Source organism: Streptomyces sp. NPDC059373 (assembly GCF_042751495.1).
GTDB lineage: Bacteria > Actinomycetota > Actinomycetes > Streptomycetales > Streptomycetaceae > Actinacidiphila.
Map to the genome: position 1 here is coordinate 1 of NZ_JBHYXC010000004.1, position 24,126 is coordinate 24,126.

Consider the following 24,126-nt stretch of genomic DNA (forward strand, 5'->3'; position numbering starts at 1 on the left):
GGAGCGGCCGGGGGGACGGCAGGAGGGGCGGTGTGGCGCAGGGTGGGGATCCTTGGCCCGTACCCTGCGCTCAGAGCGAACAGTTCCGCGTAGGGCCCCTCTTCTCTGCCGTCCTCGCACCGCTTCGCGGGCTTCGGACGGCTGCGCCGGACTCCGTCCGTCGTGCCGGGGTGGGGGCTGCGGGAGCGGCCGGGGGGACGGCAGGAGGGGCGGTGTGGCGCAGGGTGGGGATCCTTGGCCCGTACCCTGCGCTCAGAGCGAACAGTTCCGCGTAGGGGATTGCTGGGCCCGACCTGCGCGTTAGGGTCCGTAAGTACGAGGGCAGAGTGCCCTTCACTCAGCCCACGAGAAGACCCTGAGACGGCTTGACGGCCGTCCGACAACGAGCAGGTGGATACGTGACGCTTCCGATGCCTTCCGCCGCCGGCGAGCCGACCTTCGGTGGCCTCGGCGACCAGGTCTACAACCGGCTGCTCAATGAGCGGATCATCTTCCTCGGCCAGGCGGTCGACGACGACATCGCCAACAAGATCACCGCGCAGCTGCTGCTCCTTGCCACTGACCCGGACAAGGACATCTTCCTCTACATCAACAGCCCCGGCGGCTCGGTGACGGCCGGCATGGCCATCTACGACACCATGCAGTTCATCCCCAACGACGTGGTCACCATCGCCATGGGCCTCGCTGCCTCGATGGGCCAGTTCCTGCTGACCGCCGGCGCCCCCGGCAAGCGCTTCGCGCTGCCGAACACCGACATCCTGATGCACCAGCCGTCCGCCGGCCTCGCCGGCTCGGCCTCCGACATCAAGATCCACGCCGAGCAGCTGCTCCGTACGAAGAAGCGGATGGCCGAGCTGATCGCACAGCACTCCGGCCAGTCCGTCGAGGTCATCACCCGCGACTCCGACCGCGACCGGTGGTTCTCCACCGAGGCGGCCAAGGAGTACGGCCTGATCGACGACGTCATCACGCACGCCGCCAACGTGCCGGGCGGTGGCGGCACCGGGGCCTGAGCCCCGTCCCCGACATTCCGCCACCCAGCCCACTGCTCATCCCCAGGACGGTGAACGTGAACCCCAACAACATCCCCGGCGGCGGCCTCTACGACCGTATGACGCCCGCCGAGGCCCGCTACGTCGTTCCGCGGTTCGTGGAGCGCACCTCGCAGGGCATCCGCGAGTACGACCCGTACGCGAAGCTCTTCGAGGAGCGGGTGATCTTCCTCGGCGTCCAGATCGACGACGCCTCCGCCAACGACGTCATGGCGCAGCTGCTGTGCCTGGAGTCGATGGACCCCGACCGTGACATCTCGGTCTACATCAACAGCCCCGGCGGCTCGTTCACCGCGCTCACCGCGATCTACGACACGATGCAGTTCGTGAAGCCGGACATCCAGACGGTCTGCATGGGCCAGGCGGCCTCCGCCGCGGCCGTGCTGCTCGCCGCCGGCACCCCCGGCAAGCGGATGGCGCTGCCGAACGCCCGCATCCTGATCCACCAGCCGTACAGCGAGACGGGCCGTGGCCAGGTGTCCGACCTGGAGATCGCGGCGAACGAGATCCTGCGGATGCGCGCGCAGCTCGAGGAGATGCTCGCCAAGCACTCCAGCACGCCGATCGAGCAGATCCGTGACGACATCGAGCGCGACAAGATCCTTACGGCCGAGGAATCGCTGTCGTACGGTCTGATCGACCAGATCGTCTCGACCCGCAAGACCTCCTCCGCGGCGGTCTGAGGTCCGCGACTCACGCCCCTCTTGCGGGTGGCCGAGGTTGTGCACGTCACCACCCAGTCACCGCAAGGGGGGCCCGTACGGGGGTCCCGGCAAGGTACCGTCGATAGGCAAGCACCAGGACTCGTCGTAGCCGACGGGACCCAGGCGAAGGGGAAACACCTCGTGGCACGCATCGGTGACGGCGGCGACCTGCTGAAGTGCTCATTCTGCGGAAAGAGCCAGAAGCAGGTGAAGAAGCTCATCGCAGGGCCCGGTGTGTACATCTGCGACGAGTGCATCGACCTCTGCAACGAAATCATCGAGGAGGAGCTCGCAGAGTCCTCCGAAGTGCGCTGGGAGGACCTTCCCAAGCCGCGCGAGATCTACGAGTTCCTGGAGAGCTACGTCGTCGGCCAGGAGCCGGCGAAGAAGGCGCTCTCCGTAGCGGTCTACAACCATTACAAGCGCGTCCAGGCCGGCGAGAACTCCGGCGGCCGCGGCCATGACGACGGCATCGAACTCGCCAAGTCCAACATCCTGCTGCTGGGCCCCACGGGCTCCGGCAAGACCCTGTTGGCCCAGACCCTCGCCCGGATGCTGAACGTGCCCTTCGCCATCGCGGACGCCACGGCGCTCACCGAGGCGGGATACGTCGGCGAGGACGTCGAGAACATCCTGCTGAAGCTGATCCAGGCGGCGGACTACGACGTCAAGAAGGCCGAGACCGGGATCATCTACATCGATGAGATCGACAAGGTCGCCCGTAAGAGTGAAAATCCTTCGATCACCCGGGATGTCTCCGGTGAGGGCGTCCAGCAGGCCCTCCTGAAGATCCTGGAGGGCACGACGGCCTCGGTGCCCCCGCAGGGCGGCCGCAAGCACCCCCACCAGGAATTCATCCAGATCGACACGACGAACGTCCTGTTCATCGTCGGCGGCGCCTTCGCCGGCCTGGAGAAGATCATCGAGTCCCGGGCGGGTGCCAAGGGCATCGGCTTCGGCGCCACGATCCGCTCCAAGCGCGAGATCCAGGCCTCGGACCAGTTCCAGGAGGTCATGCCGGAGGATCTGGTCAAGTTCGGCATGATCCCCGAGTTCATCGGCCGCCTCCCGGTCATCACCAGCGTCCACAACCTGGACCGCGAGGCGCTTCTCCAGATCCTGATCGAGCCGCGCAACGCCCTCGTCAAGCAGTACGAGCGCCTTTTCGAACTCGACGGCGTGGAGCTGGAGTTCGAGCGGCCCGCCCTCGAAGCCATCGCCGACCAGGCCATCCTCCGTCAGACCGGCGCCCGCGGGCTCCGCGCCATCATGGAGGAGGTGCTGATGTCCGTGATGTACGAGGTCCCCTCCCGCAAGGACGTCGCCCGCGTCGTCATCACCGAGGACGTCGTCCACTCCAACGTGAACCCGACCCTGGTGCCGCGCGAGCCCCGCACCATCGGCAAGGGCGAGCAGAAGAGCGCCTAGCGCTCGTACGGCGCGTAGCGCAGATAAGCGAAAGGGGGGCGCCCGGAATTCTCCGGGCGCCCCCCTTCGTGCTGTTGCTGCGGGAGCCTGCTTACTTCGCGACGCGCACGTCGCTGCGGAACTTCGCCGTGGTCTCGGCCCAGCTGGTGACGGACGGGGCCGTCGGCACGCTGGTGGCGCTGGTCGAGGCCGTCCACATCACCAGTCCGACCGTGCTGTCGTCGCCCCACACGCAGAAGGGCGCCTTGTAGACGCCGTAGTCCTTCATGCCGCACTTCATGACGTCACCGTCGAAGCCGGCCGGCGTCTGCTTGGTCGAGCTGGAGCCGGAGACGGCCGCCGTCAGCATCGTGTCCACCACGGTGTTGGGATCCGAGACCGAGCCGTACACCCCGGCGAAGATGAGCTCGTTGCTGCCGCTCTTCCAGGCGCCGCTGATGGACGTGCCGTTCGAGATGCCGTTGTCGCTGCCGGTCGTCGTCTTCCCCAGCTGCGAGGCCATGGCGGGGTCCTTGGTGTACGAGCCGCTGAGCACGGTGTCCGGTGTCGTCAGCTTGTAGTCACCACCGCTGCTGCTGCCGCCGCCCGTCAGGAAGACCACACCGGCGCCGATCAGGGCGACCGCCACCACGGCGGCGACCACGATGCCGATGATCTTGCCCTTGCCGCCGCCACTGGGGGGCGGCGGCGGGGTGCCCCAGTCGGGCTGGCCGGGCTGCTGGCCGTACGGCGGCTGCTGGCCGTAGGGGCCCGGCTGCTGCGGGAAGCCGCCCGGCTGCTGCTGGGGCGGGTAGCCGTAGCCCGGAGCGGGCGCGGCGGGCTGGGCCGGCGGGGCCGGCTGCTGGGGATAGCCGGGCTGTCCCCCGTAGCCAGGCTGGCCGCCGTAACCCGGCTGCGGCGGCGGCTGGTTGTAGCTCATGCGAGATTCCCCTCGTGATACTTCTGTCTCGCAGACATCCTCGCGGATTGTTTACCCCGTCCTTACACCGGGGCTGTGCGGGATTTGTAACGGCCGTGCGGGAGGCCTTTATCTGATCTCGACCCGGGTATCCGTACGCACTTCGGCGGTGAGCGTCGCGGCGGCGTCGGTGGAGGTGCTGCCGGAGATCGCGGTCAGCGGATCGAGGTCCATCACCATGGCGACGGTGCTGGAATCGCCCCAGATGCAGACCGGGATGTTCAGTTGGGTGCTCGACGAACCCGTCGAGGCCACCGTGGTCCTGAAGATCTGACACTTCATCACCGCGCCGCCGTCGAGGCCCTCCGGGGTGACCTTCGCCGGGCTGCCGAGGGCCGATGCCTTGTCGTCCTCGTCCTTGATCGAGGCGGCCATCACCAGGAACAGTGCGTCGATCGCCTGCTCGGGCTGCGCCACCGTGCCGTAGACGCCGCCGAACTGCAGGGCCGCCTTGTTGGCGCCCTCGTAGTCCGCGGAGACCACGTGGGGATCGGTGATGCCGGGGAGCTGCTCGAGCTGTTTCTCGTCCTTCGAGCTCAGATCGCTGTCGTTCTTGCCCGATCCGGAGCGCGTGAAGGTCTCCGCGACCGTCGCCGGCGTCGTGAGCTTGTACTTCTTGCCGTCGTCGGCGCTGCTGCCGCTCCCGGTCCCGCTCCCGCCTTCGCTCGTGAGCGCGACGACGCCACCGCCGATCACGGCTGTCGCCACGACCGCCGCGATGACGATCCCGATCGTCCTCCCCCTGCCACCGCGCCGGGGCTGCGGTGGGGGAGGGACCGGCGGGTAGCCGCCGTACCCCGGCTGGGGCTGACCGTAGGGCTGCTGCGCGTACGGCTGCTGCGCGTAGGGGTTGGCCGGCGGCGCGGGGGGTGCCTGCGGGGGCTGCCCGTACGGGCCGGGCTGGGCGCCGTAGCCGTAGCCGTAACCAGGCTGGGGTGGCGGCTGGTGGTAACTCATCGGAGGAATCCCCTCGTTCACTCGGCCGGTCGGCCGTGGGGCGTCATCCTTCCGGATCACTCACCCCGCCCCTGCCGCAGGGCGGATACGGATTCGTAACGCGGCACGGCGCGCCCGTAGACTGAGCGTCGTGACCGAGAACACTCAGCAGCCAGCCAGCACCCCCGAACTGCCGACCCAGTACGCACCGGCCGAGGTAGAGGGGCAGCTGTACGAGCGCTGGGTAGAGCGCGGTTACTTCGAGGCCGACGCGAAGAGCGACAAGAAGCCGTACACGATCGTCATTCCGCCGCCGAACGTCACCGGCAGCCTCCACCTGGGCCACGCCTTCCAGCACACCCTGATGGACGCCCTCACCCGCCGCAAGCGGATGCAGGGCTACGAGGCGCTGTGGCTGCCCGGCATGGACCACGCCGGTATCGCCACCCAGAACAAGGTGGAGCAGCAGCTCGCCGAGGAGGGCAAGTCGCGCAACGACCTGGGCCGGGAGGCCTTCGTCGAGCGGGTGTGGCAGTGGAAGGAAGAGTACGGCGGCAGGATCCTCGGCCAGATGCGGCGGCTCGGCGACGGCGTCGACTGGTCGCGTGAGCGCTTCACCATGGACGAGGGGCTGTCGCGCGCCGTCCAGACGATCTTCAAGAAGCTGTACGACGACGGGCTGATCTACCGCGCCGAGCGCATCATCAACTGGTGCCCGCGCTGTCTGACCGCCATCTCCGACATCGAGGTCGAGCACGAGGACCGCGACGGGGAGCTGGTCTCGATCCGCTACGGCGAGGGCGAGAACGCGATCGTCGTCGCCACCACCCGCGCCGAGACGATGCTCGGCGACACCGCCGTCGCCGTCCACCCCGACGACGAGCGGTACCGGCACCTCATCGGCACCGAGGTCGAGCTGCCGCTGACCGGCCGCCGGATCCCCATCGTCGCCGACGCGCACGTCGACCCCGCGTTCGGCACCGGCGCGGTCAAGGTGACCCCGGCGCACGACCCCAACGACTTCGAGATCGGCCAGCGGCACGGCCTGCCCTCGCTGACGATCATGGACGACCACGCGCGGATCACGGTCCACGGCCCGTTCCAGGACATGGACCGGCTGGAGGCCCGCGACGCTGTGGTCGGCGCGCTGCGCTCGCAGGGCCGGATCGTCGCGGAGAAGCGTCCGTACGTCCACGCGGTCGGCCACTGCTCGCGCTGCAGGACGATCATCGAGCCCCGGCTGTCCCTGCAGTGGTGGGTCAAGGTCGACCCGCTCGCGCAGGCGGCGGGCGACGCGGTCCGCGACGGCCGGGTGAAGATCCACCCGGCAGAGATGTCGGGTCGCTACTTCCAGTGGGTCGACAACATGCACGACTGGTGCATCTCGCGCCAGCTGTGGTGGGGCCACCGCATCCCCGTCTGGTACGGCCCCGACGGCGAGGTCGTCTGCGTCGGCCCCGACGATCAGCCGCCCACCGGGGAAGGCTGGACGCAGGACGCCGACGTCCTCGACACCTGGTTCTCCTCCGGCCTGTGGCCCTTCTCGACCCTCGGCTGGCCGGAACAGACCCCGGACCTGGCGAAGTTCTACCCGACCGACGTCCTGCTGACCGGCCACGACATCATCTTCTTCTGGGTCGCCCGGATGATGATGTTCGGCCTCTACGCGATGGACGGCGTCGCCCCCTTCCACACCATCGCCCTCACCGGCCTGGTGCGCGACGAGCGCGGCAAGAAGATGTCCAAGTCCTTCGGGAACGTGGTCGACCCGCTCGACTGGATGGACAAGTACGGGTCGGACGCCCTGCGCTTCACCCTCGCGCGCGGCGCCAACCCCGGTACGGACGTGCCGATCGGCGAGGACTGGGTCCAGGGCTCCCGCAACTTCACCAACAAGATCTGGAACGCGACGCGCTTCGCGCTCATGAACGGCGCGACGGTGGACGGCCCGCTGCCGCCCGTCGAGGAGATGTCGGCGGCCGACCGCTGGATCCTGTCCCGGCTCTACGCGACCGTCGCCGAGACCGACGCGCTCTACGACGACTACCAGTTCGCGAAGCTCAGCGACGCCCTCTTCCACTTCGCGTGGGACGAGGTCTTCGACTGGTACGTCGAGCTGTCCAAGACCACGTTCATCGCGGGCGGCCGGCCGGCTCAGGTCTCCGGGCGCGTGCTGGGCGAGGTGCTCGACGTGCTGCTGCGTCTGCTGCACCCGGTGGTGCCGTTCGTCACCGAGACGCTGTGGACCACGCTCACCGGGCGCGAGTCGGTCGTCGTCGCCGACTGGCCCACCGACTCCGGCTTCCGCGACACCGCCGCGGAGACCGAGATCGGCGCCGTCCAGTCGCTCATCACCGAGGTCCGCCGCTTCCGCGCCGACCAGGGCCTCCAGCCCGGCCAGAAGGTCCCGGCCCGGCTTGAGCTCTCCGGCACCGGGCTCGGCGCCCACGAGGCCGCGGTGCGGCAGATCCTCCGCCTCCAGCCGGAGGGCGACGCCTTCACCGCGACCGCCACCCTCCCGGTGGCCGGCGCCACCGTCGGCCTCGACCTCTCCGGCACGATCGACGTCGAGGCCGAGCGCAAGCGCCTCGCCAAGGACCTCGCCGCCGCCGAGAAGGAAAAAGCCCAAGCCACCGCCAAGCTCGGCAACGACGCGTTCCTCGCCAAGGCCCCCGAGCCCGTCGTCGCCAAAATCCGCACCCGCCTCGCCGCGGCGGAGGCCGACATCGCCCGCATCACGACGCAGCTCGCGGCTTTGCCGCAGGCCTGACCGCCGGGTCGGGCTGGGGGGCTGCGCCCCCTTGCCCCCCAGTCAGGTTGGGGGTGGCCCGTTCCGAGGCGGAACGGGCTGGCCCAACCTGCCGGCACCCGACGACGGGCGCGCACCACGATGGTGAGTGGCCGGGGGTGGGTCGGCGGCCTCGCGTCCGCGGCCGGGTTGTGCCAGCCCGTTCCGCCTCGCGGAACGCTCTCCCACAACCCGCTGGGTCCCGGCGCGGACGTGGCCGACGCCGGGAAGGGGGCACCTGGTCCGTAGACTGGGGGTTGTGAGTACGCGCCCCGAGGATGACCCCCTTTCCGACGCCCTGTCCCTGTTCGGGGCCGGCGGTTCCGACGACGCCGACGAAGACCCGGAAGGGCGGGAGGCGGACCTTGCCGTGATCGAGGCGGGGAGCCGGACGCTGCGTGCCGGGGGACCGGTGCAGCAGGACGACGGGGTGCCGACCCGGCCCCAGGACCCCGAGGTGGACAAGGCCCTCCGCGACGTCGAGACGGAGCTGGCCGGGCGCTGGGGCGAGACGAAGCTCGAACCCTCGCTCGACCGGATGACGGCGCTGATGGACATCCTGGGCGAGCCGCAGCGCGCGTACCCGGCGATCCACATCACCGGCACCAATGGCAAGACGAGCACCGCCCGCATGATCGAGCAGCTGCTGCTGGGGTTCGAGCTGCGCACCGGCCGCTACACCAGCCCGCACGTGCAGTCGGTGACCGAGCGGATCAGCCTGGACGGCGCGCCGATCGCGCCGGAGAAGTTCATCGAGACGTACCAGGACATCAAGCCGTACGTCGAGATGGTGGACGGCTCGCAGAAGCACCGGATGTCCTTCTTCGAGGTGCTGACCGGCATGGCGTACGCGGCCTTCGCCGACGCGCCCGTCGACGTCGCCGTGGTCGAGGTCGGCATGGGCGGCAGCTGGGACGCCACGAACGTGGTGGACGGTTCGGTGGCCGTGGTGACCCCGGTCGCGCTGGACCACACGGACCGGTTGGGCGAAACGCCCGCCGAGATCGCCACCGAGAAGGCGGGGATCATCAAGAAGGACGCGACCGTCGTCCTCGCCCAGCAGCCGGTCGAGGCGGCCCAGGTGCTGCTGAAGAAGGCCGTGGAGGTGGACGCCACGGTCGCCCGCGAGGGCATGGAGTTCGGGGTCGCGCACCGCGAGGTGGCGGTCGGCGGGCAGATGCTGACGCTGCGCGGGCTGGGCGGCGAGTACGAGCAGGTGTTCCTGCCGCTGCACGGCGAACACCAGGCGCACAACGCGGCCGTGGCGCTGGCCGCCGTCGAGGCGTTCTTCGGCATCGGTACGTCGCACGCCCGCACCCTGGACATCGACACCGTCCGCGCCGCCTTCGCGACCGTCACCTCGCCGGGCCGCCTGGAGGTCGTACGCCGCAGCCCGACCATCGTGCTGGACGCCGCGCACAACCCGGCGGGCGCGCGGGCGGCCGCGGCGGCGGCGGCGGAGGCGTTCGGCTTCACCCATCTGGTGGGGGTCGTCGGGCCGAGCGGTGACAAGGACGTACGAGGGCTGCTGGAGGCCTTCGAACCGGTCTTCGCCGAGGTCGTGGTGACCCAGAACTCCACCTTCCGGGCGATGGACGTGGACGAGCTGGCGGCGCTCGCGGTCGAGGTCTTCGGCGACGACCGCGTGCAGGTCGAGCCCCGCCTCGACGACGCGGTGGAGGCGGCGATCACGCTCGCGGAGGAGAACGGCGAGTTCTCCGGGGCGGGCGTGCTGGTCACCGGCTCGGTGATCACGGTGGGAGAGGCCCGGCTGCTGCTGGGCCGGAAGTGAGCTGAGGACGATGCGGACCCTGTGCGCGAGCACGCTGATCGGTGAGTTCTTCGTGATCGGCTTCGCCGGTCTGGTGGCGATGAAGCAACCCGACCTGACGATGACCACCGTCTGGACGGTGAGCGGCATCGCGATGGCACTGTGCGTACTGCTCTGCGGAGTGATCACCCGGCCGGGTGGCCTGGCCGCCGGCTGGGTGCTGCAGGCCGGGTTGCTCGCCGCCGGCTTCGTCCTGCCGACGATGTTCTTCCTCGGCGCGGTCTTCGCGGGCCTGTGGTGGGCCTCGATCCACTACGGCCGCAGGATCGACGAGGCCAAGGCCAGGCACGCGGCGCAGGCCGCCTGAGTGCTCCCAGGTACGCCTTGTAATGTCGTCGTATCTCAGTCCCGCACCTAGGAGTAACCACGTGAGCCAGCGCAGCCTCGTCATCCTCAAGCCCGACGCCGTCCGCCGTGGCCTGGTCGGCGAGATCATCGGCCGCGTCGAGCGCAAGGCCGGCTGGAGCATCACCGCGCTGGAGCTGCGCACCCTCGACCGCGCCACCCTCGAGACGCACTACGCCGAGCACGTGGGCAAGCCGTTCTACGAGCCGCTGGTCGAGTTCATGCTCTCCGGCCCGGTCGTGGTCGCGGTCATCGAGGGCGAGCGGGTCATCGAGGGCGTACGTGCTCTGGCGGGCCCCACCGACCCGATCGCGGCGGCGCCGGGCTCCATCCGGGGTGACTTCGGCACGATCGTCCGGGAGAACCTGATCCACGCCTCGGACTCCGAGGAGTCCGCCGAGCGCGAGATCAAGATTTTTCACCCGGGTCTCGCCTGACCTCGGACGAATCCGCCCGATTCAGGGGCTGACGCCCGATCAGCTCAATGGGCGGCCGTAATTTTTTCGGCCGCCCACCTGCATATACGGTGCCCGGCAGGGAACCAATTCCGCCGACACGGCGTCACCATTACTGGGGAGTGCTGTGTGTTCTGATGACAATGGCGGCGGAACCCGGACGCCGCGCCCCGGCGGGCGCGACTACGATGGAATCTCCGCTCCTTGGGCGTCCTCGGGCGCCCCGCACCCGTCGCTTCCACCCCACCCCACACGCTCCAGCTCGGGAAGGCCAGACGTATCCTCATGGCGAACAACATGTCGTTCATCGGCCGTGATATGGCTGTCGACCTCGGGACCGCCAACACGCTGGTGTACGTCAGGGGTCGCGGGATCGTTCTCAACGAGCCATCCGTGGTCGCCATCAACACGAACACCGGCGGCATCCTCGCGGTAGGCGCCGAGGCGAAGAAGATGATCGGCCGGACCCCTGGCAACATCGTCGCGGTGCGCCCGCTCAAGGACGGCGTGATCGCGGACTTCGAGATCACCGAGCGCATGCTGCGCTACTTCATCCTCAAGATCCACAAGCGGCGCTATCTGGCCCGCCCCCGCGTGGTCGTCTGTGTCCCCTCCGGCATCACCGGGGTCGAGCGCCGTGCCGTGATCGAGGCGTCGACTCAGGCCGGTGCCCGCCAGGTGCACATCATCGAGGAACCGATGGCGGCCGCGATCGGCGCCGGGCTCCCGGTCCACGAGGCCACCGGCAACATGGTGGTGGACATCGGCGGCGGCACCACCGAGGTCGCCGTCATCTCGCTCGGCGGGATCGTGACGGCCCAGTCCATCCGGGTGGCGGGCGACGAGCTGGACAACGCGATCATCCAACACATCAAGAAGGAGTACTCGCTCCTTCTCGGTGAGCGCACCGCCGAATCGATCAAGCTGACCATCGGCTCGGCGTTCGACCTCAAGAAGGACGAACACACCGAGATCCGCGGCCGCGACCTGGTCTCCGGCCTGCCGAAGACCGTCGTGATCTCCGCCGCCGAGGTCCGCAAGGCCATCGAGGAGCCGGTCAACGCGATCGTCGACGCGGTGAAGACCACGCTCGACAAGTGCCCGCCGGAGCTGTCCGGCGACATCATGGACCGCGGCATCGTGCTGGCCGGCGGCGGCGCTCTGCTGCGCGGCCTGGACGACCGGCTGCGCCATGAGACGGGCATGCCGATCCACATCGCCGAGAACCCGCTGGACTCCGTCGCGCTGGGCGCCGGCAAGTGCGTCGAGGAGTTCGAGGCGTTGCAGGCCGTCCTGGACGCATCGCCGCGCAGATGACCTCGTACGATCCCTCGTACGGGTGATGGGACGCCGTCCGCGGCAGCCCGCCCGTACGCCGGATCGTTCTAGCTTCCGGCACAACATCAAAGACTCTGACGAGGAAGGCACGGACTCGCCCCCGTGAGGGACACACGAGAGAGCCGGCTTCTGCTGGTGCTGCTGGTGGCGATCGCGTTCGCGCTGATCACCGTGGACATCCGGGGCGGCGAGTCGTCGCCGCTGGACGGCGCCCGCTCGGCGGCGGCCGCCGTCTTCGGGCCGGTCGAGAACGGCGTCTCCGGCGCCGTCAATCCGGTGGGCAACGCCATAGCGGCGGTACGGGACTCCGGCGGCCGCAGCAGCCAGATCAGTGAGCTGGAGCGGGAGAACGCGCAGCTCAAGCAGGAGCTCGGCAGCAAGGACGTGACCCGCGCCCGGGCCAAGGAGCTGGACACGCTGCTGAAGACGGCGGCGTCCGGCCAGTACCGCGTCAAGGGCGCCCAGGTGATCGCCATAGGGGCGGCCCAGGGCTTCTCATGGACCGTCACGATCGACGCCGGCAGCGGCGACGGCATCCAGCGCGACATGACCGTCATCAACGGCGACGGACTGGTCGGCCGGGTCACCACCGTCGGCCCCTCCACCTCGACCGTACTGCTCGCCTGCGACCCGGACTTCACCGTCGGCACCCGGCTGGAGAAGACCTCCGAGCTGGGCTTCGCCACCGGCCAGGGCAACCGCGCGATGCGAGTCCAGCTGCTCAACGGCAAGGCCGACGTCAAGAACGGCGACCGGCTGGTCACCTTCGGCTCGCAGGCCGACAAGCCGTTCGTACCGGGGGTCCCGGTCGGCAAGGTCATCAAGGTGACCCCGTCGTCGGGCGACCTCACCAAGACCATCGAGGTCCAGCCGTTCGTGAGCTACACCCAGCTCGACATCGTCGGCGTCGTCGTGCAGGCCCCCCGTCAGGACCCGCGCGACTCGGTGCTCCCCGCCAAGCCCACCCCGGCCCCGACGGTCACCGTCACCGCCACCCCGAGCACCTCACCTTCCGCGAGCTCCAGCGCAACAGGGGGGAACTGAACCATGCGATCGCCGCGCCTGCCCGACCCCCGGTTCAGGCCAGAGATTCACCGGGCCGCGTGCCCGGCGCCCGCAGGACCTGCGGGAGGAGAGGCCCAATGAGGCGTGCAGTTCTGTCCACCGGACTCGTGGTCGTCGCCCTCGTCCTCCAGGTCTGCGTCCTGGCCCGCCTCCACCTGCCGGGCGCCGTCCCCGACCTCCTCCTGCTGACCGTCCTCGGCCTCGCCATCACGTACGGGCACGTGGGCGGCGCCCTCGTCGGCTTCGGCGCCGGCCTGCTCGCCGACCTCGCCCCACCCGCCGACCACGCCGCCGGCCGCTACGCCCTCGTGCTGTGCGTCATCGGCTACCTCGCGGGCCTCGCCAAGCCGGACACCGGCCAACTGCGCTCCGCCGCGGGCCCGATGTTCGTGGTCGTCGCCGCCGCCATCGGCTCCACGCTCCTCTACGCCCTCGTCGGCGCCCTCGTCGGCGACACCGCCGCCCAGCACGTCGGCCTCGGCAAGCTGCTCTTCACCGCCGCCGTCTACGACCTCCTCCTCGCCCCCTTCACCGTCCCCTGGATCATGGCCCTCGCCCGCAGACTCGACAACGACCCCCTCACCGAGGACGCCTCCGGCTTCGGCCCGGCGTCCCGTATCGGCGGCCAGCGCGGACTGTTCGGCGGAGTCGCGAAGGGCGGTCGGCGCCCGTGAGGCTGCATTCTCTCGGGGGACACCCCCCGTACCCCCCCGTACCCCTGCGTGAAGACCCGGCCGCTGTTCCGGCCCGGCGCGATATCGCGAGGCGAAACCCAGTGAAGACCTGCTCGCTCAGCGCAGCGTCCCGTATCGGCGGCCAGCGCGGTGGACTGTTCGGCGGAGTCGCGAAGGGCGGGCGGCGTCCGTGAGCAATATTCCGGAGACCGGCCGCACTCCCAGGATCACGATCCGGCTGGTGATCCTGCAGATGATCGTGCTGTCGCTGCTGCTGACGCTCGGCGGCCGCCTGTGGTACCTGCAGATCCGCAACGGCGAGGAGTACACCCAGGAGGCCGCCAGCAACAACGTCCAGGAAGTCGTCACGCCCGCAGTGCGCGGCTCGATACTGGACGACAAGGGCGTCCCCCTTGCCGACAACGAGACGCGCCTCGTGGTGTCCGCGAGCCGCACCGACCTGTTGAAGCAGAAGGACGACGGCAAGGCCGTGCTGGCCCGGCTGGCCGACGTGCTGGGGATGTCGGCCCAGGACGTACGCAACAAGGTCCGACTGTGCGACTCGAAGACCCCCAAGCCCTGTTGGAACGGCTCGCCCTACCAGTCGATCCCGATCACCGACAAGGCGACCACCCAGCAGGCCCTCCAGATCATGGAGCGCCGCGAGGACTTCCCCGGCATCACCGCCGAGCCCACCGCCGTACGCCGCTACGCCTCGCCCGGCGGCGCCAACGCCGCACAGGTGCTGGGCTATCTGTCGCCCGTCACGGACGACGAGATCGCCGCCGCCGAGAAGAAGGGCCAGTCGCTGCTGCGCTCCGACTCGGTGGGCCGCTCCGGGCTGGAGAAGACGTACGACAGCGAGCTGCGCGGCAAGGCCGGCGTCACCCGCTACAACGTGGACAACCTCGGCCGGGTCATCGGCAAGGCCGGTGAGACCAAGGCCCAGGCCGGCAGCACCCTGGTCACCAGCATCGACGCCAAGGTGCAGGCGGTCGCCGAGAAGGAACTCGCCCAGGCCATCAAGGACGCCCGCAAGACCTGGGACAAGGTCACCAACAGCTACTACAAGGCGGACTCCGGCGCCGTCGTGGTGATGGACGTGCACACCGGCCAGGTGGTCGCGATGGCCAGCCAGCCGACGTACGACAACAACGCCTGGGTCGGCGGCATCTCCGCCAAGGACTACAAGCAGCTGACCACCAAGTCCTCCAACTACCCGCTGCTCAACCGGGCCATACAGGGTCAGTCGGCCCCCGGCTCCACCTTCAAGGTGATCTCCACCTCCGCGGCGGTCAACGCCGGCTACTCCATCGACGGCCACTACTCCTGCCCGTCCTCGATGACCATCGGCGGCCGGCTCTTCAAGAACTTCGAGGGCGAGAGCGCCGGCGCCATCACCCTGGCCCACGCGCTGGAGATCTCCTGCGACACCGTCTTCTACGGACTGTCGTACGACCAGTGGCTCAAGGACGGCGGGACGAAGCCGAAGAAGCACACCAACGACTGGTTCTACAAGACCGCCAAGCAGTTCGGCCTCGGCTCCACCACCGGTATCGACCTGCCCGGCGAGGTCACCGGCCGGATCCCGGACCGCCAGTGGAAGCAGGCGTACTACGACGCCAACAAGACCTACTGGTGCAAGGTCGCCAAGAGCAAGAAGACCGACTACGCCAGCCAGATCGCCCGCGAGAACTGCACCGACGGCTATGTGATGCGCGCCGGTGACTCGGTCAACTACGCCATCGGCCAGGGCGACACCCTCGTCACCCCGATCCAGATGGCTCGGGTCTACTCCGCCATCGCCAACGGCGGCACGCTCTACCAGCCCAGCATCGGCAAGGCCATCGTCAGCGCCGACGGCAAGACGGTCACCAAGATCCAGCCCAAGGTCTCCGGCAAGGCGCCGGACACCAAGAAGACCCTGAAGTACATCAACCAGGCGCTCGCCGGCGTCGTCACCAGCGGTACCGCCGCCTGGCGCTTCGGCGGCTGGCCGCAGGACAAGATCACCCTGCACGCCAAGACCGGTACCGCGGAGGTCGCCGGCAAGCAGACCACCTCCTGGTTCACCACGTACTCCAAGGACTACGCGGTCATCATGACCATCTCCCAGGGTGGTACGGGTTCGGGCGGCTCCGGCCCCGCCGTCCGCAAGATCTACGAGGCGATGTACGGCGTCCAGAAGGACGGCTCCATCGACAACAAGAAGGCGCTGCTCCCGCACCCCACGACCACGCTGCCGAAGATCAACGGCGACGGCACGGTCAAGGCGTCGAAGGCCCAGAACGCCCAGAAGGCCTCGTACGACCTGCCGTTCCTGCCCTCGGGCAGCGGCGGCACCGTACAACTGGCCGCGCTGACCCCCGACCGAAGCGAGAAGTACCTGCTCGGGCGGAGGTACTGGTCATGAGCACGGTCCACAGCTACACCACGCGCCGGTTCACCCCCGAGCGCGGCACCTTCGGCAAGCTGCTCGCCCGCGACTCGATAGTGCGCCGGCTGGACTGGCCGCTGCTCGGCGCCGCCATCGCGCTGTCGCTGATCGGCACCGCCCTGGTCTTCTCCGCGACCCGCAACCGCACCGATCTCACCCACGGCGACCAGTACTACTTCCTGCTGCGGCACCTGCTCAACACCGCCATCGGCATCGGCCTCGCCACCGCCACCATCGCGCTGGGCCACCGCCGGCTGCGCGGCGCGGTGCCGGTGCTGTTCGGCCTCTCCGTCGTCCTGGTGCTGGCGGTGCTCACCCCGCTCGGCTCCACGGTCAACGGCGCGCACGCCTGGATCGTGCTCGGCGGCGGCTTCTCGCTGCAGCCGTCGGAGTTCACCAAGCTCACCATCATCCTGAGTATGGCCATGGTGCTGTCCGCCCGGGTCGACGCGGGCGACCGCATCCACCCCGACCACCGCACGGTCGCCCAGTCGCTCGGGTTCGCCGTGCTGCCGATGGCCATCGTCATGCTGATGCCCGACCTCGGTTCGGTCATGGTCATGGCCGTCATCGTCCTGGGCGTCCTCCTGGCCTCCGGCGCCTCCAACCGCTGGGTACTGGGCCTCATCGGCGCGGGCACGGCCGGCGCGGTCCTCGTCTGGAAGCTCGGTGTCCTCGACCAGTACCAGATCGACCGCTTCGCCGCCTTCGCCAACCCCGCCCTCGACCCCGCGGGTGTCGGCTACAACACCAACCAGGCCCGCATCGCCATCGGTTCCGGCGGCCTGCTCGGCAAGGGCCTGTTCCACGGCAGCCAGACCACCGGCCAGTTCGTGCCCGAACAGCAGACCGACTTCGTCTTCACCGTCGCGGGCGAGGAGCTGGGCTTCGTCGGCGCCCTCGTCATCATCGGGCTGCTGGGCGTCGTGCTCTGGCGTGCCTGCCGCATCGCCCGCAATGCGACCGACCTGTACGGCACGATCATCGCCGCCGGGATAATCGCCTGGTTCGCCTTCCAGGCCTTCGAGAACATCGGCATGACCCTGGGCATCATGCCGGTCGCCGGACTGCCGCTGCCGTTCGTGTCGTACGGCGGGTCCTCGATGTTCGCCGTGTGGATAGGAGTGGGGTTGCTGCAGGCCGTGCGGATGCAGCGACCGATGTCGGCCTGAGCGAACGCACCATTGCGGAGAGCTGAACGCGAGATTACGTTCCACGTATGGGCAACCGGGTGCTGGAGACCGAGCGCAAGTACGAAGCCGACACCGACGCCGAGCTGGTGGGCGAGCCCGATCTGACCGGCCTGCCAGGAGTCGCCGAGGTACGCACCCTCGAACCGGCCGAGCTCGACGCGGTCTACTTCGACACCGCCGACCTCCGGCTCGCCGCACACCGTACGACGCTGCGCCGCCGCACCGGCGGCGACGACGCCGGCTGGCACCTCAAGCTCCCCACCTCGCAGGCCGACACCCGCACCGAGGTGCACGCCCCGCTCGGCAAGTCCGCGAAGAAGATCCCGCGCAGGCTGGCCGCCGAGGTCGCCGTCCTCACCCGGGGCCACCCGCTGATCCCGGTCGTACGGCTGCGCAACACCCGCCGGCGGGTGCACCTGCTCGACGCCGACGGCCAGGCCCTGGCCGAGATCGCGTACGACCACGTCAGCGCAGAACCGGGCCCCGCCTGGACCGAGACCGAGGTCGAGCTGCTGGCCGGCAAGCCCGCCCTCCTCGACGCGGTCGAGGAACGCCTCACCGCCGCGGGGCTCCGCCGCTCCACCTCGCCCTCCAAGCTCGCCCACGCCCTCGGCGACCGGCTCGCCCACGCCAAGAAGCCGCCCGAGCCCCCCGCCACCCTCGACACGGCCGGGGACGCGGTCCTCGCCTACCTGCACGAACAGGTGCGCGCCATCACCGCCTACGACCCGGCCGTCCGGCGCGACGAGGAGGACTCGGTCCACCAGATGCGGGTCTCCACCCGCCGCCTGCGCAGCGCACTCAAGTCCTTCCGCCGCGAACTCGACCGCTCGGCCACCGACCCCGTCGGCGACGAGCTCAAATGGCTCGCCGCAGTCCTGGGCATGGAACGCGACCGCGAAGTGCTGGCCGAACGGCTCGCCCAGCGCCTCTCCGAACTCCCCGCGGAATTCGTCACCGACGAGGTGGGCGACCGCCTGCGCGGGGGCCCCGGCGCCTCGCACTTCGAGGCCCGCGAGGCCCTCCTGCGCGAGCTGAACGGTGACCGCTACTTCAGGCTCCTCGACACCCTCGACACCCTCGACGCCCTGCTGGCGGCCCCGCCCCTGCTCGACGGCGCGAAGGCTCCCGCCGCCGTGGCCCTCGCCAAGGCCATCCGCCGTGACCACCGCCGCGTGCGCCGCACCATCGAGCCCGCGCTCCGGCTCGACCCGGGCCGGGAGCGCGACCTCGCCCTCCACGAGGCCCGCAAGGCCGCCAAGCGCGCCCGCTACTCCAGCGAGGCGGGCGGGCCCGTCCTCGGCAAGCCCGCGGCCAAGCACACCAAGCGCATGAAGGGCATCCAGCAGCTGCTCGGCGAGCACCAGGACAGCGTCATCGCCCGCGAGGCCATCCTGCGACTCGCGGCCGAGGCCCGCGCCGACGGCGAGGACACCTTCCCCTACGGCGCGCTCGCCCAACTGGAGCGCGACCTCGCCGCCGACGTCGAGCGCCGCCTCCCCAGGGCCTGGCGCAAGGCGGACCGCGGCAAACTGGCGGGCTGAGCGCCCCCGCCGACGGGTTACGCTGGATGGTCAATCCCTGCCGCTCACGAAAGACACCACACCTGATGCCTGTCGAGTCGGTCTTCCCTCGCCTGGAAGCGCTTCTCCCTCACGTCCAGAAGCCCATCCAGTACGTCGGCGGAGAGCTGAACTCCACCGTCAAGGACTGGGACTCCTGCGACGTCCGCTGGTCGCTGATGTACCCGGACGCGTACGAGGTCGGACTGCCCAACCAGGGCGTCATGATCCTCTACGAGGTGCTGAACGAGCGCGAGGGCGTCCTCGCGGAGCGCACGTACAGCGTGTGGCCCGACCTCGAAGCGCTGATGCGCGAGCACGGGGTGCCGCAGTTCACGGTGGACGCGCACCGCCCGGTGAAGGCGTTCGATGTCTTCGGCCTGAGCTTCTCCACGGAGCTCGGCTACACGAACATGCTCACCGCCCTCGACCTGGCCGGCATCCCGCTGGAGTCCAAGGACCGTACGATCGACGACCCGATCGTGCTCGCCGGCGGCCACGCGGCCTTCAACCCCGAGCCGATCGCCGACTTCCTCGACGCCGCCGTCATCGGCGACGGCGAGCAGGCCGTCCTGCAGATCACCGACGTCATCCGCGCCTGGAAGGCCGAGGGCCGCCCCGGCGGCCGAGACGAGCTGCTCTTCCGGCTGGCCCGCACCGGCGGGGTGTACGTACCGAAGTTCTACGACGTCGAGTATCTGCCGGACGGCCGGATCGGCCGGGTCGTGCCCAACCGCTCCGGCGTGCCGTGGCGGGTGTCCAAGCACACCGTCATGGACCTGGACGAGTGGCCCTACCCCAAGCAGCCGCTGGTGCCGCTGGCCGAGACCGTGCACGAGCGGATGTCCGTGGAGATCTTCCGCGGATGTACGCGCGGCTGCCGCTTCTGCCAGGCCGGCATGATCACGCGCCCCGTGCGGGAGCGAAGCATCACCGGCATCGGCGAGATGGTGGAGAAGGGCCTGAAGGCGACCGGCTTCGAGGAGGTCGGCCTGCTGTCGCTGTCCTCCGCCGACCACAGCGAGATCGCCGAGGTCGCCAAGGGCCTGGCCGACCGCTACACCGAGGACAAGATCGGCCTCTCGCTGCCCTCGACCCGGGTGGACGCCTTCAACATCGACCTGGCCAACGAGCTGACCCGTAACGGCCGCCGGTCGGGTCTGACCTTCGCGCCGGAGGGCGGCTCGGAGCGGATCCGCAAGGTCATCAACAAGATGGTCTCGGAGGAGGACCTGATCCGGACCGTCGCGACCGCGTACGGCAACGGCTGGCGCCAGGTGAAGCTCTACTTCATGGCCGGCCTCCCGACGGAGACCGACGAGGACGTCCTCCAGATCGCCGACATGGCGAAGAAGGTCATCCAGAAGGGCCGCGAGGTCACCGGCCAGAACGACATCCGCTGCACGGTCTCCATCGGCGGCTTCGTCCCCAAGCCGCACACCCCCTTCCAGTGGGCCCCGCAGCTCGGCGTCGAGGAGACCGACGCCCGCCTGGAGAAGCTGCGCGACGCCATCCGCAGCGACCGCAAGTACTCCAAGAACATCGGCTACCGCTACCACGACGGCAAGCCCGGCATCATCGAAGGCCTCCTCTCGCGCGGCGACCGCCGCGTCGGTGCCGTCATCCGCGCCGTCTACGAGGACGGTGGCCGCTTCGACGGCTGGCGCGAGCACTTCTCGTACGACCGGTGGATGCGGTCGGTGGAGAAGGCGCTGCCCCCGCAGGGCGTCGACCTCGCCTGGTACACGACGCGCGAGCGCACGTACGAGGAGGTCCTGCCCTGGGACCACCTGGACTCCGGCCTCGACAAGGACTGGCTCTGGGAGGACTGGCAGGACTCGCTGGACGAGACCGAGGTCGAGGACTGCCGCTGGACGCCGTGCTTCGACTGCGGTGTGTGTCCGCAGATGGACACGCACATCCAGGTCGGGCCGACCGGGAAGAAGCTGCTGCCGCTGACGGTGGTGAAGTAAGAGGCCGTCGCTGTCGCCGCGTATGAGCCCCTGGCCCGAGATGGGCTGGGGGCTCATGTGTTCGACTGGTGCTGAAATGTTTCTGCTTGCCGCAGTGTTGGATATCCTGACGGTGGAGGTGGTTACGTATGGCCAAGACGGTGATTGACCTCAACGAGGAAGCATTGGCGCTTGCTGCGGAGATGCTGGGCACCAAGACCAAGAAAGACACGGTGAACGCGGCGCTCGAGGACATAGCGGCGCGCCTCAGGAGGCTACGCGCGATCGAGCGCATGCGACGGCTCGCTGAGAACGGCGCATTCGACAAGATGTTGGAACCTGGTTTCGAAGAGGAGGTCTCGCGCTAGATGGCGAGCCAGGGAGGGTTCCTGATCGACAAGTCGGCGGCTGCCAGGCTGTTCCGCGCCCAGCCTTTCGAGGAATGGGGTGGGATCCTGGAGCAGGGGCGCATTGGAGTCTGCGCGCCGACGGAGTTCGAAATTCTCTACTCTGCGCGGTCCTACGCGGAGTACGCCGAGACCAAAGAGACTCTGCGAGACCTGTACGGCTGGTACCCGGTGCCGGATGACGGCTGGCGGCGGCTTCTCGAACTCCACGAAAAGCTCGCGGCCGGCGGGCAGCACCGAGCTGCCGGCATGGCCGACCTCCTGGTCGCCGTCACCGCGATGCACCACCGCCTCACCCTCCTCCACTACGACCACGACTTCGAGACCATCGCCCGGCACAGCGACCTCGAGACGCGCTGGCTCGCCGACCCAGGCACCCTGGACTGAGGCAGACTGTATTGCCCGAGCTCATAGCCCCGGATATCCGCGTGCACGCCTCCTGTGTCGCCGCCATGGAGGAGTTCCGCGCCGAAGGGCGCGGCGCCCCCGGCGAGATCTCGTCGATCGGGCTCGCGATCCGCGAATACGGCGACCGGTGGCAGGACCCGGCCGTCTTCGCGGAATACGTCGCGCGGGTGCAGACCCTCACCCCCGACCCCATCGCGCTGTGCACCACCCTCTGGTACGTCGACGGCGACACCTACCTCGGCCGGCTGGCCGTCCGGCATGAACTCACCCCGCCCTGGGGCGACTTCATTGGCCACGTCGGTTACGACGTGCGGCCGAGCGCCCGTCGGCGCGGTCACGCCACGGCGATGCTGCGCGCGGCGCTGCCGGTGGCGTACGGGCTGGGGCTCGATCCGGTGCTGGTGACCTGCGATGTCCCAAACGTCGCTTCACGCAAGGTCATTGAGGCCTGCGGCGGCCAATTCGCCGACCAGATGGACGGCAAGCTGCGTTACTGGGTGCCCACTGGTGGCACGCCCGGCGTCAAGTAGCGTGCGCCCATGCATCAACGGGGGAAGCATGAGGTGGCGTCGGAGGGCGACGGCTGCCTGATCGCCGCGATACGGCTGCCGTTGCGGATCATCGCTCTGGTGATCGTGTTGCCGGTGCGCTTGGTGTGGGACGCGCTCGCTGCTGTGGGCCGGGCGCTCGAGCGGTACGTCCTCGCGCCGTTCGGGCGCGGCTTGGCATGGCTCGGCCGGTGGCTGGTCGTAGTTCCGGTGGTGGCGCTGTGGCGGTATGTGCTGGCGCCGGTCGGGCGGGGGATCGGCTGGGCTCTGCGGATGCTGGGCCTGGGGATGCTGTGGCTCGGGCGGGTGCTCGTCGTGCTGCCCGCCGTTGCGCTGTGGCGATATGTGCTGGCGCCGTTGGGGCGCGGGATCGCCTGGGCGTTGCGGATGCTGGGCGCGGGGCTCGTGTGGCTTGTGCGGGTCCTGGTCGTGGTGCCGGTGCTGGCGCTGTGGCGATATGTGCTGGCGCCGCTGGGGCGCGGGATCGCCTGGACCCTGCGGATGCTGGGCCTGGGGCTGGTGTGGCTCGGGCGGGTGCTCGTCGTGCTGCCGGTGGTGGCGTTGTGCCGGTACGTGCTCGCCCCGGCGGGCCGGGCCCTCGCGTGGACGCTGGGTGCGCTCGGGGCAGGGCTGGCGTGGCTCGGCCGGTGGCTGCTCGTGGTTCCGGTGGTGGCGCTGTGGCGGTACGTGCTGGCGCCGGTCGGCCGGGCGGTCGGCGCCGCGCTGGGCTGGGCCTGGCACGTCGCCGGGTACGTCAGCCGGGCCATCGGGCGGGCGATCAAGTGGCTCCTCTGGGTTCTCGTCGGCGCCCCGGTGGCATGGGCGTGGCGGAACGTGCTGCATCCGGTGGGGCGCTTCGTACGGCGTGAGCTGTGGTGGCCCGTGAAGCGGATGCTGGGCGAGGTCTGGCGTGCGAGCCGGGACGCGATGCGGTCGGCGCGGGCCGACGTCCGGCGGGCGCTGTTCGGGGCGGGGCCGAAGGACCGCACGGGGCGCTGATCCCGGGCCTGGGCCACGGCGCCCGGACGCACCCCTGCACCGCCCCGGGTAACCTGGAAGGTGACAGACAGCCCCACGCGGGGCCAACGTACATACGAAGGACTGAACGACACTGGGCAAGCGACAGCCCGAAGGCCCACCGCCCGCACCGACAGTGCAGCGCATTCGGTTGCGTTACACCAAGCGGGGCCGCCTCCGGTTCACCAGCCACCGCGACTTCCAGCGCGCCTTTGAGCGGGCGCTGCGTCGCGCGGAGGTGCCGATGGCCTACTCGGCCGGCTTCACCCCGCACCCGAAGGTGTCGTACGCCAACGCCGCACCCACCGGCGTGGGCAGTGAGGCCGAGTTCCTTGAGATCGCGCTCAGTGAAGCGTGCGACCCCGAGAAGCTGCGGGTGCTGCTGGACGAGTCGCTGCCGGCCGGGCTGGATGTGACCGATGCGGTGGAGGCCCGGACCTCGGGGCTTGCCGAGCGGTTGCAGGCTTCGGTGTGGGAGCTGCGCCTGGAAGGCGTGGAGCCCGCGGAGGCGGAGAAGGCGGTCGCTCTGTTCCTGGCCGCCGATGCCGTCGAGGTCGAGCGGATGACGAAGAACGGCGTGCGTGTCTTCGACGCGCGCGGCGCGGTGCGACGGCTCGAAGTGGTGGATCCGCAGGTCGCCACGGCCTCCGGGGACATGGTCGAACAGGGTGCCGATAGGCCAGTGGCAGGTGCTTGTGCGATACTGCGGCTGGTTGTTCGGCATTTGACACCTGCCGTACGACCCGACGACGTCCTGTCCGGCCTCCGTGTGACGGCCGACCTCGCGCCGCCGGTCCCCGTAGCGGTGACCAGGCTGGCGCAGGGGCCGCTCGACGAGGAGACCGGCACGGTGACCGATCCGCTCGCGCCTGATCGCGACGCCGCGACGGTGCCGGAGGATTCCGCGTAGGACTGTCGTCGTGGTGTGACGCGCGCGACCAGCGCGCTCACGTACTTGACGAGACTTTCGTCGGCCCGTCAGGGCGGCGCCGACGAGCAATACGACAGCTCCCGTGTGGCGCATGCGC

General features: G+C 69.6%; 21 protein-coding genes. 19 read left to right on the top strand and 2 right to left on the bottom strand.

Translation table 11 applies throughout. The features are described 5' to 3' along the window. Positions 1–398 precede the first annotated feature (398 nt). The 3 genes from ACFXJ5_RS10175 to clpX all read left to right on the top strand — a co-directional run bounded on the left by ACFXJ5_RS10175 (position 399) and on the right by clpX (position 3,184). Entirely contained in the window at positions 399–1,013 is a 615-nt protein-coding gene (locus tag ACFXJ5_RS10175) for an ATP-dependent Clp protease proteolytic subunit (protein WP_384629580.1), read from the top strand. Between the two features lie 98 nt (positions 1,014–1,111). Beyond that, positions 1,112–1,735: an ATP-dependent Clp protease proteolytic subunit gene (locus ACFXJ5_RS10180; protein ID WP_127359463.1), complete on the top strand. Its 624-nt coding sequence runs from the start codon at positions 1,112–1,114 to the stop codon at positions 1,733–1,735. A gap of 162 nt (positions 1,736–1,897) precedes the next feature. Next, the gene (gene clpX, locus ACFXJ5_RS10185; RefSeq protein WP_384629582.1) at positions 1,898–3,184 is read left to right on the top strand and encodes an ATP-dependent Clp protease ATP-binding subunit ClpX; all 1,287 of its coding nucleotides are present in this window, start codon (positions 1,898–1,900) and stop codon (positions 3,182–3,184) included. Between the two features lie 91 nt (positions 3,185–3,275). Here the strand turns inward: clpX and ACFXJ5_RS10190 are convergent, their stop codons facing one another. Together ACFXJ5_RS10190 and ACFXJ5_RS10195 are read right to left on the bottom strand one after the other, a co-directional pair. Then, positions 3,276–4,103 carry a hypothetical protein gene (locus ACFXJ5_RS10190; protein WP_384629585.1) on the bottom strand — a complete coding sequence of 276 codons (828 nt, stop codon included), beginning with the start codon at positions 4,101–4,103 and terminating at the stop codon, positions 3,276–3,278. Between the two features lie 108 nt (positions 4,104–4,211). Next, positions 4,212–5,099 (bottom strand): hypothetical protein, encoded by an 888-nt coding sequence (locus ACFXJ5_RS10195; RefSeq protein ID WP_384629587.1) that lies wholly within the window; start codon positions 5,097–5,099, stop codon positions 4,212–4,214. 130 nt (positions 5,100–5,229) lie between these two features. Between ACFXJ5_RS10195 and ACFXJ5_RS10200 the strand changes: the two genes are divergently transcribed. The 16 genes from ACFXJ5_RS10200 to ACFXJ5_RS10275 all read left to right on the top strand — a co-directional run bounded on the left by ACFXJ5_RS10200 (position 5,230) and on the right by ACFXJ5_RS10275 (position 24,008). After that, a complete protein-coding gene (locus ACFXJ5_RS10200; RefSeq protein WP_384629589.1) occupies positions 5,230–7,848 on the top strand; it encodes a valine--tRNA ligase in 2,619 nt (872 codons plus the stop codon). 316 nt (positions 7,849–8,164) lie between these two features. Then, entirely contained in the window at positions 8,165–9,658 is a 1,494-nt protein-coding gene (folC, locus tag ACFXJ5_RS10205) for a bifunctional tetrahydrofolate synthase/dihydrofolate synthase (protein ID WP_384630060.1), read from the top strand. A gap of 10 nt (positions 9,659–9,668) precedes the next feature. Further along, positions 9,669–10,004 carry a DUF4233 domain-containing protein gene (locus ACFXJ5_RS10210; RefSeq protein WP_384629592.1) on the top strand — a complete coding sequence of 112 codons (336 nt, stop codon included), beginning with the start codon at positions 9,669–9,671 and terminating at the stop codon, positions 10,002–10,004. A 61-nt stretch (positions 10,005–10,065) separates the two neighbouring features. Then, positions 10,066–10,479 carry a nucleoside-diphosphate kinase gene (gene ndk / locus ACFXJ5_RS10215; protein ID WP_384629594.1) on the top strand — a complete coding sequence of 138 codons (414 nt, stop codon included), beginning with the start codon at positions 10,066–10,068 and terminating at the stop codon, positions 10,477–10,479. 315 nt (positions 10,480–10,794) lie between these two features. Continuing rightward, a complete protein-coding gene (locus tag ACFXJ5_RS10220) occupies positions 10,795–11,814 on the top strand; it encodes a rod shape-determining protein (RefSeq protein ID WP_127359461.1) in 1,020 nt (339 codons plus the stop codon). A gap of 123 nt (positions 11,815–11,937) precedes the next feature. Then, the gene (mreC, locus tag ACFXJ5_RS10225; RefSeq protein ID WP_384629596.1) at positions 11,938–12,879 is read left to right on the top strand and encodes a rod shape-determining protein MreC; all 942 of its coding nucleotides are present in this window, start codon (positions 11,938–11,940) and stop codon (positions 12,877–12,879) included. A gap of 98 nt (positions 12,880–12,977) precedes the next feature. Continuing rightward, complete coding sequence (gene mreD, locus ACFXJ5_RS10230) at positions 12,978–13,574, top strand: rod shape-determining protein MreD (protein WP_384629599.1); 597 nt, start codon at positions 12,978–12,980, stop codon at positions 13,572–13,574. A 190-nt stretch (positions 13,575–13,764) separates the two neighbouring features. Continuing rightward, on the top strand, positions 13,765–15,987 hold the full coding sequence (gene mrdA, locus ACFXJ5_RS10235; protein ID WP_384629601.1) for a penicillin-binding protein 2: 2,223 nt from the start codon (positions 13,765–13,767) through the stop codon (positions 15,985–15,987). Beyond that, complete coding sequence (gene rodA / locus ACFXJ5_RS10240; protein WP_384629604.1) at positions 15,984–17,183, top strand: rod shape-determining protein RodA; 1,200 nt, start codon at positions 15,984–15,986, stop codon at positions 17,181–17,183. Before mrdA ends, rodA begins: the two co-directional genes overlap by 4 nt. A gap of 47 nt (positions 17,184–17,230) precedes the next feature. Beyond that, a complete protein-coding gene (locus tag ACFXJ5_RS10245) occupies positions 17,231–18,748 on the top strand; it encodes a CHAD domain-containing protein (RefSeq protein WP_384629607.1) in 1,518 nt (505 codons plus the stop codon). 65 nt (positions 18,749–18,813) lie between these two features. Beyond that, positions 18,814–20,739, top strand: coding sequence for a TIGR03960 family B12-binding radical SAM protein (locus ACFXJ5_RS10250; RefSeq protein WP_384629610.1), 1,926 nt, complete (start codon positions 18,814–18,816; stop codon positions 20,737–20,739). A 128-nt stretch (positions 20,740–20,867) separates the two neighbouring features. Then, positions 20,868–21,086, top strand: coding sequence for a type II toxin-antitoxin system VapB family antitoxin (locus ACFXJ5_RS10255; protein ID WP_384629613.1), 219 nt, complete (start codon positions 20,868–20,870; stop codon positions 21,084–21,086). Beyond that, positions 21,087–21,512: a PIN domain nuclease gene (locus tag ACFXJ5_RS10260; protein WP_384629616.1), complete on the top strand. Its 426-nt coding sequence runs from the start codon at positions 21,087–21,089 to the stop codon at positions 21,510–21,512. A gap of 11 nt (positions 21,513–21,523) precedes the next feature. Beyond that, positions 21,524–22,063 (top strand): GNAT family N-acetyltransferase, encoded by a 540-nt coding sequence (locus ACFXJ5_RS10265; protein ID WP_384629619.1) that lies wholly within the window; start codon positions 21,524–21,526, stop codon positions 22,061–22,063. 9 nt (positions 22,064–22,072) lie between these two features. Continuing rightward, entirely contained in the window at positions 22,073–23,080 is a 1,008-nt protein-coding gene (locus tag ACFXJ5_RS10270; RefSeq protein WP_384629622.1) for a hypothetical protein, read from the top strand. A gap of 154 nt (positions 23,081–23,234) precedes the next feature. After that, positions 23,235–24,008, top strand: a complete 774-nt coding sequence (locus ACFXJ5_RS10275; RefSeq protein ID WP_384629625.1) for a TIGR03936 family radical SAM-associated protein — start codon at positions 23,235–23,237, stop codon at positions 24,006–24,008. The last annotated feature ends 118 nt before the right edge of the window (positions 24,009–24,126 follow it).

What these genes read in the sequence shown, in the direction of transcription:
- ACFXJ5_RS10210 (WP_384629592.1), top strand. Translation starts at nt 9,669, where the DNA reads ATGCGGACCCTGTGCGCGAGCACGCTGATCGGTGAGTTCTTCGTGATC.
- ACFXJ5_RS10190 (WP_384629585.1), bottom strand. Translation starts at nt 4,103, where the DNA reads ATGAGCTACAACCAGCCGCCGCCGCAGCCGGGTTACGGCGGCCAGCCT.
- ACFXJ5_RS10250 (WP_384629610.1), top strand. Translation starts at nt 18,814, where the DNA reads ATGCCTGTCGAGTCGGTCTTCCCTCGCCTGGAAGCGCTTCTCCCTCAC.
- ACFXJ5_RS10255 (WP_384629613.1), top strand. Translation starts at nt 20,868, where the DNA reads ATGGCCAAGACGGTGATTGACCTCAACGAGGAAGCATTGGCGCTTGCT.
- ACFXJ5_RS10195 (WP_384629587.1), bottom strand. Translation starts at nt 5,099, where the DNA reads ATGAGTTACCACCAGCCGCCACCCCAGCCTGGTTACGGCTACGGCTAC.
- mreD (WP_384629599.1), top strand. Translation starts at nt 12,978, where the DNA reads ATGAGGCGTGCAGTTCTGTCCACCGGACTCGTGGTCGTCGCCCTCGTC.
- ACFXJ5_RS10245 (WP_384629607.1), top strand. Translation starts at nt 17,231, where the DNA reads ATGGGCAACCGGGTGCTGGAGACCGAGCGCAAGTACGAAGCCGACACC.
- ACFXJ5_RS10180 (WP_127359463.1), top strand. Translation starts at nt 1,112, where the DNA reads ATGACGCCCGCCGAGGCCCGCTACGTCGTTCCGCGGTTCGTGGAGCGC.
- rodA (WP_384629604.1), top strand. Translation starts at nt 15,984, where the DNA reads ATGAGCACGGTCCACAGCTACACCACGCGCCGGTTCACCCCCGAGCGC.
- ACFXJ5_RS10220 (WP_127359461.1), top strand. Translation starts at nt 10,795, where the DNA reads ATGTCGTTCATCGGCCGTGATATGGCTGTCGACCTCGGGACCGCCAAC.
- ACFXJ5_RS10260 (WP_384629616.1), top strand. Translation starts at nt 21,087, where the DNA reads ATGGCGAGCCAGGGAGGGTTCCTGATCGACAAGTCGGCGGCTGCCAGG.
- ACFXJ5_RS10270 (WP_384629622.1), top strand. Translation starts at nt 22,073, where the DNA reads ATGCATCAACGGGGGAAGCATGAGGTGGCGTCGGAGGGCGACGGCTGC.